Annotated in this window: 9 protein-coding genes; 5 read left to right on the forward strand and 4 right to left on the reverse strand. The window is 36.2% G+C overall.

All coding sequences use genetic code 11. From position 1 onward, the window contains the following. Window positions 1–88 precede the first annotated feature (88 nt). The 3 genes from ACNQGO_RS00505 (at window position 89) to ACNQGO_RS00515 (ending at window position 4,759) form a co-directional block, all read left to right on the forward strand. Window positions 89–556, forward strand: coding sequence for an RDD family protein (locus ACNQGO_RS00505; RefSeq protein WP_417983843.1), 468 nt, complete (start codon window positions 89–91; stop codon window positions 554–556). Between the two features lie 117 nt (window positions 557–673). After that, a complete protein-coding gene (locus tag ACNQGO_RS00510; RefSeq protein WP_417983937.1) occupies window positions 674–2,017 on the forward strand; it encodes a deoxyguanosinetriphosphate triphosphohydrolase in 1,344 nt (447 codons plus the stop codon). 81 nt (window positions 2,018–2,098) lie between these two features. After that, complete coding sequence (locus tag ACNQGO_RS00515) at window positions 2,099–4,759, forward strand: T9SS-dependent M36 family metallopeptidase (protein WP_417983844.1); 2,661 nt, start codon at window positions 2,099–2,101, stop codon at window positions 4,757–4,759. 73 nt (window positions 4,760–4,832) lie between these two features. Here the strand turns inward: ACNQGO_RS00515 and ACNQGO_RS00520 are convergent, their stop codons facing one another. From ACNQGO_RS00520 to ACNQGO_RS00535, 4 genes are all read right to left on the reverse strand, one after another. Then, window positions 4,833–5,567 carry a DUF3078 domain-containing protein gene (locus ACNQGO_RS00520; RefSeq protein ID WP_417983845.1) on the reverse strand — a complete coding sequence of 245 codons (735 nt, stop codon included), beginning with the start codon at window positions 5,565–5,567 and terminating at the stop codon, window positions 4,833–4,835. Then, window positions 5,568–5,867, reverse strand: coding sequence for a hypothetical protein (locus tag ACNQGO_RS00525; protein WP_417983846.1), 300 nt, complete (start codon window positions 5,865–5,867; stop codon window positions 5,568–5,570). Between the two features lie 37 nt (window positions 5,868–5,904). Beyond that, window positions 5,905–7,686 (reverse strand): 1-deoxy-D-xylulose-5-phosphate synthase, encoded by a 1,782-nt coding sequence (locus ACNQGO_RS00530; protein WP_417983847.1) that lies wholly within the window; start codon window positions 7,684–7,686, stop codon window positions 5,905–5,907. A gap of 181 nt (window positions 7,687–7,867) precedes the next feature. Then, window positions 7,868–8,719, reverse strand: coding sequence for an energy transducer TonB (locus tag ACNQGO_RS00535; RefSeq protein ID WP_417983848.1), 852 nt, complete (start codon window positions 8,717–8,719; stop codon window positions 7,868–7,870). A 59-nt stretch (window positions 8,720–8,778) separates the two neighbouring features. Here ACNQGO_RS00535 and ACNQGO_RS00540 point away from each other — a divergent pair, with 59 nt between their 5' ends. Continuing rightward, the gene (locus ACNQGO_RS00540; protein ID WP_417983849.1) at window positions 8,779–9,222 is read left to right on the forward strand and encodes a nucleoside deaminase; all 444 of its coding nucleotides are present in this window, start codon (window positions 8,779–8,781) and stop codon (window positions 9,220–9,222) included. 272 nt (window positions 9,223–9,494) lie between these two features. Then, entirely contained in the window at window positions 9,495–15,155 is a 5,661-nt protein-coding gene (locus ACNQGO_RS00545; RefSeq protein ID WP_417983850.1) for an alpha-2-macroglobulin family protein, read from the forward strand. Window positions 15,156–15,261: the final 106 nt, after the last annotated feature.

Consider the following 15,261-nt stretch of genomic DNA (forward strand, 5'->3'; position numbering starts at 1 on the left):
TTACCTTTGTACATATACTACAAACATTTAACAGCAAAACTGCCACATTACTTTACAAAGTAGCAAAACACCTTTAAAAAAAATAACCATGGAAACTACAGAATTAACTATTTCGGCGGATTTATTAGCTTCCAAAACCAAGCGATTTTTAAACGTGCTTATTGATTTGTTTATTGTTTACTTGTTCACAATAGGAATTGGAGCGCTCATAAACGGGATAGGAGTTGTAACAGGGAATTATCAAGTAGCAGATTGGATTGTCAGTTTGTCACCCACAGAAAACGCCTTGTTTGGACTGATAGTGATGTTTTTTTACTATTTCATTATGGAGTTTTATTTGTCTAGAACTTTTGGGAAATACTTCACTAAAACACTAGTTGTAAAGCATAATGGCGGCAAACCAAATCTAAAAAGTACACTCATTAGAACTTTAGTACGATTCATTCCTATTGAAATATTTTCGTTTTTAAACAGCAATTCAAGAGGCTGGCATGATACACTATCCGTAACTTATGTGGTTCATAAGCACGAATTTTTAGCAAAGGCGAAATTGTAAACCTGTAATCTTGTATTTAGGGCATACAAGCAGTCATTTTAGACTGCTTTTTTTGTTTCTACTGGGTTCTTTTTCTTTATATTCGCTCCTTTAAAACTAGAAAATTACGTACCAATGATGAACTGGGAACAACTTTTATCACTTAAACGTCAAGGCGACAAAGGCAAACGATTGCGTGTAGAACAAGACGATACCCGCTTGGGTTTTGAGGTAGATTATGATCGAATCATTTTTTCTTCGGCGTTTAGAAGTTTACAAGATAAAACACAAGTTATTCCATTATCCAAAACAGATTTTGTTCATACAAGATTAACGCATAGTTTAGAGGTATCCGTTGTTGGGCGTTCTTTGGGTCGTTTGGTTGGAAAAAAAATCATTGAAAAATACCCCTATTTAAAAGACGCGCACGGCTATCACATGAATGATTTTGGGGCAATTGTGGCTGCAGCATCATTAGCGCATGATATCGGGAATCCGCCTTTCGGACATTCCGGAGAAAAAGCCATAGGAGAGTATTTTTCGATAGGAAACGGACAAAAATATAAAGACCAACTTACCCCAAAAGAGTGGCAAGATTTAATTGATTTTGAAGGTAATGCTAATGGTTTTTCAGTACTTACCGCAAGCAGACCAGGTATAGAGGGAGGACTTCGTATTTCGTATGCTACTCTTGGTGCTTTTATGAAATATCCCAAAGAGAGTTTACCTAAAAAACCAACCAAAAATATAGCTGATAAAAAATATGGTTTTTTTCAAACAGACAAAGCTTTTTTTGAAGAAGTAGCTCAAGATATGGGTTTGATTCCGAATAAATCAGGTTTAGATATAGGGTATGAACGCCATCCTTTGGCGTATCTCGTTGAGGCGGCAGATGATATTTGTTATACCATCATCGATTTTGAAGATGGTATCAATTTAGGTTTGGTTTCAGAGGATTTCGCATTGGAATACCTTATAAAATTAGTCAAAGACAGTATTGATACTTCTAAATACAAAACACTTGAGACCAAAGAAGACCGAATTAGTTATTTGCGTGCCTTAGCAATAGGAAGTTTAATCAATGATGCTGTGAAGGTTTTTGTTGAAAATGAAGCCCTTATTTTGCAAGGAAAATTTCCTCATGCAATTATGGATAAAAGCAAGTACAAAGCACAAATGGACGATATTATAAAGATTAGTGTCGATAATATCTATCAAAGTCGCGAGGTAATTGAAAAGGAAATCGTAGGCTATCAAATTATACAAACGTTGTTAGATAAATTCATTACCGCTTTTAATAATAAATACAACGGGAATGCATCAAATTACGATGCTTTAATTTTGAAAATGTTACCGGAAAAGCATCATTTAGAAAAGGAAAATCTATATGGAAGATTGCTTCATATTTGTCATTTTATTTCGTTGTTGACAGATGGAAACGCTTTATTATTTTACAAAACAATAACTGCTGCTAAAAATTAACACTTGTACACTTGTAATTTGTTTGCAAAACCAAATAAATCAATTAGTTTTGCTTAATATTTTAATAATCATTTATTTTTTATGAAAAAAATTTTACTTTCCGTTGTTTTTATAGTTCCATTGTTGGTTTTTTCGCAGTCAAACAAACAAATAATTCAAAATTATTTGAATGGTCCTGAAGCCAAATCTAATAAGTTAAGTCGTGAATTAAGCGATTGGGCTATTCAAAGTGAGGGTAACTCATCAACTACTAATATTAATAATTGTTTCGTAGTGCAGCGTTATCAGGGTATAGAGATATTTAGAGGAGTATCGAATTTTTTGATCAAACAAGGCAAAGTAATTGATGTTCAAAAACAATTTGTAAGTGACATAAGTAAAAAGGTTAATGCAACTTCCCCTGCCTTACCAGTTACAGATGCACTAGAAAAAGCCTATTTTCAACTTGGGATAATTACGAAAAGTCCAGTTACTATTCTCGAAAAATCGGATGTAAACAAATTCAAACTAAGCAGTGGATTAGGGACTGAAGATCCAGTTTCAGGAAATTTAGTGTACCACCAGACTAAAGATGGCATGTTGAAATTAGCTTGGGATTTCACAATACATACCAGCACTCATGATGCGATTTGGAGTGTTCGAATCGATGCTCTAAATGGAAAGATCTTAGAAAAAAATAACGATGTGATTTCATGTAGTTTTGATCGAAATAACACTCATATTGCTGAAAATTCACCAATCGAAAAATTAGGGAATGCCACCTACAAACAAATCTTTTCGCCTTTGACGACGCAAGTACAAAGTGGATCTTACCGTGTGATTCCTTTTAATTCTACAAGTCCTAATCATAGTCCTTTTCAGTTAATATCAAACCCATCTAATTTGATAGCATCACCATACGGATGGCACGATACAAATGGTGTAACTGGTGCAGAATATACAATTACTAGAGGCAATAATGTTTGGGCAAAGGAAGATTTTCTTGGTGATAATTCCGCTTCGGGAACTAGTCCAAACGGAGGATCTTCTCTTATTTTTGATTTTCCATATGGTGGAACAAATGCTGTGGCATCTTCTTATATTGATGCTGCAAATACCAACTTATTTTATATGAATAATATAATGCATGATGTTTGGTATCAATATGGTTTTGATGAAGCAAATGGGAATTTCCAAGATAATAATTATGGACGCGGAGGTTCTAATCAAGATTATGTGCTAGGTGATGCTCAAGATGGTTCTTTTGCAAGTCCAATGAGTTTGAATAATGCTAATTTTTCAACACCCATAGATGGCACAAGAGGAAGAATGCAAATGTTCTTATGGAATAGGGGTCCTGTTATTAAGCCAATTTTTATTACTTCGCCCGAAAGTCTAGTAGGGAATTATGTTGCCAATCAAAATGCATTTAACCCAGGAAAAATTGACTTGCCAGTAGCGCCAGCTTTCATACAGTCTGATTTAGTATTATATTTAGATACTGATGGCACTACTTCACTAGGCTGTACGGCACCAACCAATGCAGCAGTTATGAATGGAAAAATTGTAATTCTTAGAAGAGGAACTTGTACATTTGCTGTAAAAGTTAAAGCAGCTCAAGATGCAGGAGCCATTGCAGTTATCATTGTGAATAATGCAGATGGTGAAATTAGTATGTCAGGGAGTGATGAGACAATAACTATTCCTGCGGTAAGTGTAACTAAGGTTTTTGGGGAATCTATTATTGCACAAATGCAAAGTACAAGTGTCAATGTTAAATTACAAGTAGCTAGTTCACCATTCGTAAATACAGATGGGGATTTTGATAACGGTATCATTGCTCATGAATATGGTCATGGTATTTCGACTCGTTTAGCGGGAGGAGCAAATAATTCTCGTTGTTTGGACAATACGGATCAGATGGGCGAAGGATGGTCAGATTGGTATGCTTTAATGATGCAATTAAAACCTGGGGACGTTGGAACAGCAAAAAGAGGTATTGGAACTTTTGTTTCTTCACAAGCTAACGATGGTTTGGGGATTAGAAGTTATCAGTATTCAACAGATAGGGCGGTAAATCCAATGACATACGCTTTCACCAATAATTTTCAATCGCTGGATGCTAATGGAGTTGAGCAAACTTCTGTACATGGTGTAGGTTCGGTATGGGCAACAATGTTATGGGATTTAACTTGGGCCTACATTAATAAGTATGGTTATGATGATAATAAGTATACGGGAGTTGGAGGTAATAATAAAATAATGAGATTGGTTCTTGATGGGCTTAAGTTACAGTCTTGTAGTCCAACTTTTGTTGACGGTAGAAATGCAATTATAGCAGCCGATCAGGCCATTACTGGAGGTAAGGATTTCTGTTTGATATGGGAGGTTTTTGCTGCAAGAGGACTAGGTTTAAACGCATCTGCTGGAGACAATAATGTCGGAAATGACCAAGCGGAAGATTTTACAATACCAGCAGCAGGTGCCAACTGTACACTAGGAACAGTAGACATTGATCAAGAAAATGTGATGCGTGTGTATCCAAATCCATCAACTGGAAATATAACGGTTCGAATTAACAACTATAACGGATTAGTGGCTGTAAAAGTGGTTGATCTTAATGGCAGAATAGTATATAGCGAGGATAAAGTAACCTTTAGTAATGAAAAATCATTTGATTTAAGTAAACTTAGCGCTGGTATATATATGATTGATATTGCGGGAGAAGGGTTGAAATATGTAGACAAAATAATTATAAACTAAAATAATTACAAACTAAAATAATTAGTTAACAAAAAAAGACCTGAAATATAACAAATATTTCAGGTCTTTTTATTTAGAATATATACTCAATCCCTACTCCAATCGCTTGTCTTAATTGAGTTTTTGGACCTTCGGTTACCTGAACGCCCTCTATTTCTCTTTTGGATTTAATGTCGTCGTCATAAATAACATGTGCTCCAATATTTGCTTTAACGTATTGATTGACTATAAGCTCTACTTGTAAGTCGCAATCTACATCGACATTGCCAAAACGGTTGATATAATCAGAATATAGGCTGAGGCGATTCTCTAGATTAATATTCTTGAAAATTTCCTTTTTATATTTATTTGTGATTAAAAAGCCAAGTTCCATCTTTGATTGTTGTCCTTTCGTGATTAGATTTCCTGCTTCGTCATAAGTTGCTTTTGCAACACCAAAAGCACCTTGATCTGCCAATTGTTGATCTAAAACTAAAGTTGTTTTAAAAGTAAAAGGCGAGATATAAAATACTCTTCTTTTTTCTTTATCGATATTTTCAGCACCTACTCCCATAAAAATATAAGCTGGAGCAAAGGGTTTTGAGATTGCTTTTTCAGTATTTGGATACGTAAAACCATTGGTAAATTGAGTGTTGAAACTCAATTTTGCTGAATGATACCAAGTCGAAATCGTGTCTTTTCGATATCCAAAAGTCGAATTGAATTGAATGGCATCTTCTGTTTTTCGGATGGCAATCCCGTCTTGTTTATTCAAACCATATTTAACAATTAATTCATTGGACCAATTGTAGTTACTTCGAGCATACACTCAATGAAATTTGCCTTTAAACAATCCTGAAATCGAACTTGTACCTCCTGCACTCCAGTTCACAAAGGCAACTTCGGAAATATCAAATCCGAGACTATTTTTTTTATTCCAAAACGAAAATGGAAGATAGTGTGTTTTGGTTTGTATTTGAAGCGGGACAAATAATAAATTATTCTTATTTTTTAGTGTGGTTACGGGTACAATTGTGTCTTGCAAGAATTTTAGTTTTTCCTCTTGAGCGAAACATGTAGTCGAAAAAGTAACGTTTAGAAAAAGAAGTAAATAAGTCGATAATTTCATTTTGGAATAGCTTATTTTGAATAGTAAAATAATTATTTTAAAAACTTGAAAAGAGTTGCTCCAGGCTTTTAACGTCAATTCCACAATAATGTTGCAGCTCAGCTACTGTTCCATGTTCTATAAATTCATCAGGAATACCCAAAATCCTCACTGTTGTTGCATATTGATGTTGAGCTGCAAACTCGAGAATTGCACTCCCAAAACCACCTTTTACAGTACCATCTTCAATTGTAATAATAGCGGGATAGGTTTTAAAAATGACATGAAGAGCGCTTTCATCTAGAGGTTTGACAAACGGAAAATCATAATGTGCAATAGTTTCTGGATGTTTTATTTTGGCTATGGTCAAAGAGACATTGTTACCAATAGTTCCATTGGATAACACAGCAATTTTCGAACCTTGTTTTATGCAAATACTTTTTCCAATTGCTATTTTTTCATATTTGCCAAGATGTTGTGTTTGCCAATCTTGAATGATTCCACGACCTCTCGGATAGCGAATGGCTATAGGATGATTTAATCCTAATTGAGCAGTATATAAAATATTTTGCAAGGTGATTTCATTTATTGGGGCATAAATAATCATGTTAGGAATACAACGCAAGTAAGCTAAATCGAAAACACCGTGGTGCGTAGCTCCGTCTTCGCCCACTAATCCAGCTCTGTCCAAACAAAAAATTACGGGAAGATTTTGTAAAGCCACATCATGAATAATTTGGTCATAAGCTCTTTGTAGAAAAGTAGAGTAAATGTTGCAATAAACGATCATGCCTTGTGTTGCCATACCAGCGGCCAAAGTTACAGCGTGTTGCTCTGCAATACCCACATCAAAAGCACGTTTTGGGAACGTATCCATCATAAATTTCAACGAACTACCAGAAGGCATTGCAGGTGTGATTCCTATAATTTTTTCGTTTTTTCGAGCTAAGTCTAAAACGGTCAAGCCAAATATATCTTGGTATTTTGGCGGTAAATTCTCTTCTTGTTTTGTAATGATTTCGCCAGTTGCTGCATCAAATTTGCCAGGCGCGTGGTATTTTACTTGATCCTCTTCGGCTTGTTGCAGACCTTTTCCTTTGGTGGTAATTAAATGTAAAAATTTAGGACCTTTTATCTTTTGCAAACGCCTTAATTCCTTTATCACAGCAAAAAGATCATGACCGTCAATGGGCCCCGAGTAATCAAAGTTCAAGGACTTAATCATGTTGTTTTGCCTTGGGTTTTTCCCCTCTTTTACCGCAGTGAGGTATTGTTTCAAGGCACCTACACTTGGGTCAATACCGATAGCGTTATCATTTAGAATTACGAGTAAATTGGCATCAGTAACTCCCGCGTGGTTCAACCCTTCAAAAGCCATTCCTGAAGCGATAGATGCGTCACCTATAATAGCAATGTGTTGTTTGTTGAAATCGCCTTTTAAATTTGAAGCAATTGCCATTCCAAGTGCCGCCGAAATAGAAGTTGAAGAATGGCCTACGCCAAAGGTGTCGTAGTTGCTTTCGCTTCTTTTTGGGAAACCAGAAATACCGCCGAGTTGACGATTGGTATGAAAATTTTCTCTTCGGCCGGTCAAGATTTTATGTCCATAGGCTTGATGGCCTACGTCCCAAATCAATAAATCGTTTGGGGTGTCAAAAACATAATGCAAGGCGATTGTCAATTCGATGACTCCTAGGCTTGCGCCGAGATGACCTTCTTTTACGGCCACAATATCGATGATAAAATCGCGTAATTCTTGGGCAACTTGAGGAAGTTGGGTTTCGTCAAGCAAGCGTAAATCGGTTGGGTTATTGATGTTTGAAAGTAAACTGTTTTTCATTGTTCTATAAAAAGCGAATTTACGGTTTTAAAATGGAATTTTTTTTCAATTTTAGACGATTCTAGTATCTGTATTATTTTAGCAAGTAGGTAATTAAATGGGTTAACTAAGTTCAGATTGGTTGCTTTCTGAAACAATTGTAATTAGTTATGCTAAATACGTTTTGTCAAAATTATTTTGTTTAGATCAAAGAAATAGATTCAGTGTATAACGTTCGTGTTTTTTTACCATTTTGTTCACCTGGTTTCCATCTAGGACATAATTTCAAAACTCTAACAATTTCATTTTCTAAAGCCACGTCAATTTCGGATTTGGGTTTGACATAGGTTAATGAGCCGTCTTTATCGATAACGAATGAGATTGAGATTTCGGTAATTTTATTTTTTATATTTTCTGGTTGTTTAAACTCCTCTTTAAAAAAAGCATAAAATTTTTCAATCCCGCCTTTGTATTCCGCAGGGAATTCGAAACCGATACCTCCGTTGTAAATTACATCTTCGACAACAGTCTCGTTCTTTGTTGTTTCGTCGCAAGCAGTTGTTTGGGGATTTATAAATTTTACATGATTTACCTTGGTTGCTGGTCCAGGAGGTTGAACGTGGTTTTGCGTAATGTTTTTTTCTGGCAACATCATTCCAACAGTTATTTGGGTCGATGTTGTAGTATCTTTAACCACCTCAACAGCATCGATTTTTTGTTTGTTTCCGTTTTTATCGGCACAACTAAACAAAGTGGTTCCCATTGTGATAAATAATGCTAACAAAAACATTTTGTGATACTGAGTTTGCTTATAAAGCACACGACTAGGGATTTGAATGGTAATCGAATCCAATTGCGATTTTTTCATTCTACCACAGATATTCTGGCTTTGATTTTGGATGAAAAAATGCTGCACTTCTTCGGGTAGCATTTCAGTAAAATCAACAACGGTTTTAGCGCAACTCATACAAAAACGACCTTGGTCATTTGGTGTCATTTTGTTCCAATCTTCTTGACAAGGTTCGGGAATTACGATTTTATATTTTCTTTCCATACAATGTGTTTCTGATTTTAAAAGTAATAAAAATTACTGCAAAAGTGTATTTTTGTTTTATGGAAAACATATTTACGGACGAATACTTTATGAAAAAAGCTTTGCAGGAAGCTGAAATAGCTTTTAAAAAAGGCGAAATTCCTGTTGGCGCGCTAATTGTCATTGATAATAAAGTCATTGCCAGAAGTCATAATTTAACCGAATTACTTCATGACGTTACGGCTCATGCTGAAATGCAAACCATCACTGCTGCTGCAAATTATCTAGGCGGAAAATATTTAACAGGTTGTACGCTTTATGTCACATTGGAGCCTTGCCAGATGTGTACTGGAGCTTTATATTGGAGCCAAATTTCTAAAATTGTGTATGGAGCCAGCGATGAAAATCGCGGTTTTGTAAAAATGGGAACGCAATTGCATCCTAAAACCACTGTTGTATCTGGTATTCTTGCCAATGAAGCTTCGGAGTTGATGAAACGATTTTTTGCTGAGAGAAGGAAGTAGAGTAGTCAAGATGTTCTCTAGCCCAGATAGCAGTGAAAATCCTTATGTGCCAATCCCGAAACTTCGGGACGGCATATAAGATTGTAACGAATAGCTGGATTAGCTCCTTAAAAACACCTCTAAAAAATAATTTTCTCTCAAAGAATTTTCTTCTTAAAATAATAAATTAATTATTCTACATTTACTACAATATATCCGTAACATCCTAGTTTTGGTGTTACTTGTGAGATGTTGCAATAATTTAATTTATAACCCATTAACTCTAGCTAAAAGTGAAAACAAAAGGATTAATTTACGTGTTTTGTGTGTTTTTTTTGTTTCAAGCGTGTGGCAGAAAATCAGCCGCCGATTTTAATTCAGATTTTTCATTATTCAAAGAGTTTATCGTCAGTTTTACGGGAGGAATTGTCTCTTCAGAATCTGATATTAGGGTAGTTTTGGCTTTTGATAAAAAAGAATGGAAAGTCAATGAGGTTTTAGATAACGATTTGTTTACAATTTCTCCTAGTGTAGACGGAAAAGTAATTGCCCTTTCAACTAATACGATTGCTTTTATTCCCGAGAAAAAGCTGGAATCGGGTACGGAATATCAAGTGACTTTGCATTTGGATCAACTGAATCCAAAGGTTGCCGAAAAAGATAAAACACTTTCCAATTTCAACTTTACGGTAAAAACTATAAAACAGGATTTTGTTGTTAATACCCTAGATCTTCAATCCTACAGCCAAGAATATCAATACTTGAATGGTGTGCTCAAAACTGCAGACAATATCGATTTGGAAACTGCTAAAAAATTGATAGAAGCCGAACATAACGGAAGCGATTTGAAAATTGTTTTCGAAAAAACCAATGTAGTTGGAAAAGAATTTAAGTTCCGAATTGACAGCATTCAACGATTGGAATTTAAAAGCAATTTGGAGATAAAATACGACGGAAGTGATTTTGATATCGATCAAAAAGGGACTATCGATTTCCCGATTACGGCATTGAAAGAGTTTAAAATAGTTAAGACAGAAATTCAAGAAGGAGATAATCAAACGGTGTCTATTAATTTTTCGGAACCCTTAGAAAAAGGACAAGATTTTAAAGGATTGGTTGCCATTCAGAACACCAATAATTTAAAGTTTTCTGTACAAGGAAATGTGTTGAAAGTTTATTTTAGTAATGAAGTACCCGTTCAAAAACCTTTTGAAGTTGCTCCAGAAGCAGTTGCAGCAATTGTAACTGTTGATACTTCGGCTGTCGCTGTTGATAGTGCTTTGGTTGAGGAACCTGAAGAAGTTGCCGTTATGGAGCCTGAGCCAGTTGTGGATTTGCAAAAGCTTACAGGGGAACTCTTGCTGGAAGTTTTTCAGGGAATAGAAAGTGAATACGGTGGAAAGTTAAGTGAGAATTACGCTGAGAAAATATCATTTGATGAAATAAAGCCAAGCATTCGGTTTATTAAAAACGGAACAATTCTGCCAAGTTCTAATAACTTAAAACTCAATTTTGAGGCTGTAAACCTTAGTGCTGTTGATGTAAAAGTGTATAAAATTTATAAAAATAACATCATGCAGTTTTTGCAATACAACGAGCTCAATGGCAGTCAAAACCTAAAAAGAGTGGCGCAACCTATTGCCAAATCAACTCTGAATTTAAAAGAAAATACATTGCTAAATCTAAGTAAGTGGAACACTTTTGCTCTCGATTTATCTAAAATTATTACTCCTGAACCAGGCGCGATTTATCGAGTAGAGTTTGTTTACAAGAAAAAATATTCTTTGTACAAATGCGAAACCGCTGATGAGGATTCAACCGAAGAGGAAGAAGAGGTTGATGAGAATGATGTCAATTACAGCGGAAACTCTTATGATGATTATTACTACGATGATTACGAATGGCGAGAAAGTCAGGATCCTTGCTCGAGTTCTTATTTTTATAATGCTAAAATAGCAACTAATATTCTGGCTACTGATTTGGGTGTAATTGCTAAAAGAGGCGAAAATAAATCGTATTTGTTTGCCGTAAATAATATTGTCACCACGGAGCCAGTTACAAATGCAAGAGTAGATTTATATACTTTTCAGCAGCAAAAAATAACTACAGGAACTACCAATAGCGATGGAATTGCGACTTTTCAGTTGGATAAATTTGCCTATTTTGCTATTGTAACGCAAGGCACGGAGTCTACTTATGTTAAATTAGACGACGGGAATTCACTGTCCGTAAGTAATTTTAATGTCTCTGGCGAGACTTTACAGAAAGGACTTAAAGGATTCATTTATGGTGAACGAGGCGTTTGGCGTCCTGGGGATAATTTGTATTTGTCCTTCATTTTGAATGATGCTTCGAATAAAATTCCACTAGGACACCCTATAAAATTTAGACTAACCGATCCAAATGGAAAAGTAACGTATCAAACGGTTCAAAAATCGAATGAATGGAATCATTATGCGTTTACAGTTCCAACAGAAAATGATGCGCCTACTGGAAATTGGGAAGCAATGGTTAGCGTGGGTGGTGCTAAGTTTTATAAAAGTATAAAAATTGAAACCATCAAACCCAATCGTTTGAAAATCAAAAACACTTTCAAACGAGCTATACTTTCTTCGGCTTATCCCAATACGAGCAACCTTGAAGTGGCTTGGCTTCATGGCGCTGTGACCAAAAATTTGAACGTTGAAATGCAAGCCAAATTTTCGCAACAAACTACAACTTTTAAGAATTATGACAAGTATATTTTTGATGATTTGGTTCGAAAATTCAGCACCGAAGAAGTTACTGTTTTCTCCGGAAAATTAGATGGTAATGGAAAAGCGAATGCTACGATAGACCCGAAAATACAAGCTGAAGCACCAGGAATGTTGAAAGCGTCGTTTATTACCAAAGTGTATGAAGAAGGTGGCGATTTTAGTACTGATGTCATAGCGACGACCTATTCTCCGTACAGTACTTATGTGGGGATAAAGTCACCTGAGCCCAACAAATACGGAATGCTAGAAACCCGTACCATGAACCAATTTGATGTAGTTACGGTCGATGAAAACGGAAGACCAAAGTCAGTTAAAAATCTGGAAGTAAAAGTGTATAAAGTAGAATGGCGTTGGTGGTGGGATGCGTCTAGCGATAATTTATCGAATTATAACGCTGATAATGCAACGACTTCATACAAAACCTTTATAATCAATACCGATGCTAACGGAAGAGGAAATGTACGTTTTGTCTTGACTGATGAAGAGTGGGGACGTTATATAATTCGGGTTTCGGATCAGGTTGGCGGTCACGCAACGGCTTTGACGGTAAATATCGATTGGCCAACATGGTCTGGAAAAACTAGAAATACAGATGCTGCTACGGCCAATATGTTAGTGTTTTCAACCGATAAGGAGAAGTATGCTGTGGGCGAAAATGCTCAAATTTCGTTCCCATCAAGTGCAGGAGGGCGAGCTTTTATCTCTATCGAAAATGGCTCGAAAGTGGTACAAACGCTTTGGGCGAAGACCCAAAAAGGAGAAACCAAAGTTACCATTCCGATTACGGCTGCTATGGCTCCAAATGTGTATTTCAATATTACGCTGTTGCAACCACACGCTTCAACTAAAAATGATTTGCCAATAAGAATGTATGGAATTGTGCCCATTGAAGTAGTTGATAAAAACACCATCCTAGCTCCTAAATTAGTAATGCCAGATGTGTTGCGTCCCGAGCAATCATTCCCTATAAAAGTGAGTGAGCAATCCGGAAAAGCAATGACCTACACCATTGCCATTGTGGATGAAGGATTATTGGATTTAACCCGTTTCAAAGCGCCAAATGCTTGGGATAGTTTTTATGTTCGCGAAGCTTTGGGTGTAAAAACTTGGGATATTTATGATGATGTGATTGGAGCGTATGGCGGAAAAGTAAATCAGATTTTCAGTATTGGTGGTGACCAAGATTTGGGTGGTGGAAAAGCCAAAAAAGCCAATCGTTTCAAACCAGTTGTAATTTATATGGGACCTTTTAAATTGGAAAAAGGACAAACTAAAACCCACCAGGTGAAATTACCGAAGTACATTGGTTCCGTAAAGACAATGATCGTAGCTGGTGATGCGACTACAAGCGCATATGGAAGTGCCGAAAAAGCAACTCCGGTTCGCAGTCCGTTAATGGTTTTGGCTTCGTTGCCAAGAAAAATCTCTCCATCTGAGAAAGTAACGATTCCAGTTACCATTTTTGCCATGGAAAAAAACATCAAAAATGTAACGGTTCAGATTAAAACGAACAACGGATTAAAAGTTATAGGAAGTGCCGCTCAAAAATTGTCATTCGCTCAGCCTGACGAAAAAATGGCCTATTTCAATTTGGTTGTCGGTGCTACAACAGGAATTGGGAAAGTGCAAATTATAGCGACTTCTGGCACGGAAAAATCAGTGTATGATGTAGAGATTGACATGACTAATCCGAATCCAGTGACCAATACATTTACTGATGTGATTTTGGAACCGAATAGTACTAAAACTATTTCATGGAAAACGTTTGGTGTTGCGGGAAGTAATAAAGCAAAACTGGAGGTTTCCTCAATGCCAACCATCAATTTAAACGGACGATTACAATATCTGATTCAATATCCCCACGGTTGTGTGGAGCAAACGACTTCGTCTGTTTTTCCACAATTGTATCTGAATGAGATTGTCGATTTGGATGCTACGCGTCAGCAATTAATTCAAAAAAATGTGACCGCAGGAATTACTCGTTTGGGAGGTTTTCAATTATCGAATGGTGGAATGGCATACTGGCAAGGTGGAACCGTAGCTGATGATTGGAGCACTTCATATGCAGGACATTTTATGATTGAAGCAGAGAAAAAAGGATATTTTTTACCGATCAATTTCAAAACCAAATGGATTTCGTATCAGCAAAAAGAAGCCAAACAGTGGCGATTTATGCCGAATTATGGAAATGATTTAGCACAATCGTATCGCTTATACACATTAGCTTTGGTGGGAGCGCCCGATTTGTCTTCGATGAACAGATTGCGTGAAACCAAAGGAATTTCAAACGAAAGTAAATTGTGTTTGGCTTCGGCTTATGTATTAGCGGGACAAAAATCAGCAGGTTTGACGTTGTTGCTGAATACTTCAATAGATGATAATTCTAATTATAATTATTACTATTATGGATCTGCCGATAGGAATCGTGCCATGGCTCTCGAAACATTGTTATTGCTTGGGCAAAAGCAAAAAGCATTTGTGATGGCAACAAAATTGGCCAAAAATATGTCAAGCGACCAGTGGATGAGTACGCAAACTACGGCGTATGGATTGTATGCAATGGCTAAGTTTTCTGTAAGTAATGGTCCGAAAGGAATCGATGTCCAGTTTAGTAAAGACGGAAAAACACAATCAATTAAAACGATGAAAACCATAGCAGACAGAAGTTTGGTTGTCAAAACGGGTTCGAATAGTGTGACTTTAAAAAACAATAGAAAGAATAGATTGTTTGTTCGTGTGTTGAACACCGGAATTCTTCCAATTGGACAAGAAAAAGCGATTCAGAGTAATGCTTCAGCGTCTATTGTTTTCAAAAACAGAAAAGGAAGCGTTATCAATGTGTCTAAAATTAATCAAGGAACTGAATTTGTTGCTGAGGTCACGGTTAAAAACCTAAAGAATGAGCGTGTAGAAAATGTGGCATTGTCACAAATTTTGCCTTCTGGTTTCGAGATTGTAAATACCCGTTTTACAGATTATGGGGATGCAACCAATAACGTAGCTGATTATATTGATATTCGTGATGATAGAACTAATTTCTATTTTGGATTGAAAGCGGGAGAAGTAAAAACGTTTAAAATATTGCTAAATGCTTCTTATCTTGGAACCTATTATCTGCCTGGATTACAATGCGAAGCAATGTATGATAATACATTTTTGGCAAGAACGAAAGGGTTTTGGGTACAAGTGGTGAAATAGCACGCATCCTAACAGGTTTCCAAAACCTGTTACATATTACAAAAGTTTAAAGGGTTTTTGTTTTTAGGATGAAATTATACCTAACAGGTTTTGGAAACCTGTTAGG

The organism is Flavobacterium frigidum, from assembly GCF_048286735.1.
Classification (GTDB): Bacteria; Bacteroidota; Bacteroidia; order Flavobacteriales; family Flavobacteriaceae; genus Flavobacterium.

Excerpts from the sequence above, each read along its gene's own strand:
- ACNQGO_RS00505 (WP_417983843.1), top strand. The coding sequence starts at position 89 with ATGGAAACTACAGAATTAACTATTTCGGCGGATTTATTAGCTTCCAAA.
- ACNQGO_RS00510 (WP_417983937.1), top strand. The coding sequence starts at position 674 with ATGAACTGGGAACAACTTTTATCACTTAAACGTCAAGGCGACAAAGGC.
- ACNQGO_RS00515 (WP_417983844.1), top strand. The coding sequence starts at position 2,099 with ATGAAAAAAATTTTACTTTCCGTTGTTTTTATAGTTCCATTGTTGGTT.
- ACNQGO_RS00525 (WP_417983846.1), bottom strand. The coding sequence starts at position 5,867 with ATGAAATTATCGACTTATTTACTTCTTTTTCTAAACGTTACTTTTTCG.
- ACNQGO_RS00530 (WP_417983847.1), bottom strand. The coding sequence starts at position 7,686 with ATGAAAAACAGTTTACTTTCAAACATCAATAACCCAACCGATTTACGC.
- ACNQGO_RS00535 (WP_417983848.1), bottom strand. The coding sequence starts at position 8,719 with ATGGAAAGAAAATATAAAATCGTAATTCCCGAACCTTGTCAAGAAGAT.
- ACNQGO_RS00540 (WP_417983849.1), top strand. The coding sequence starts at position 8,779 with ATGGAAAACATATTTACGGACGAATACTTTATGAAAAAAGCTTTGCAG.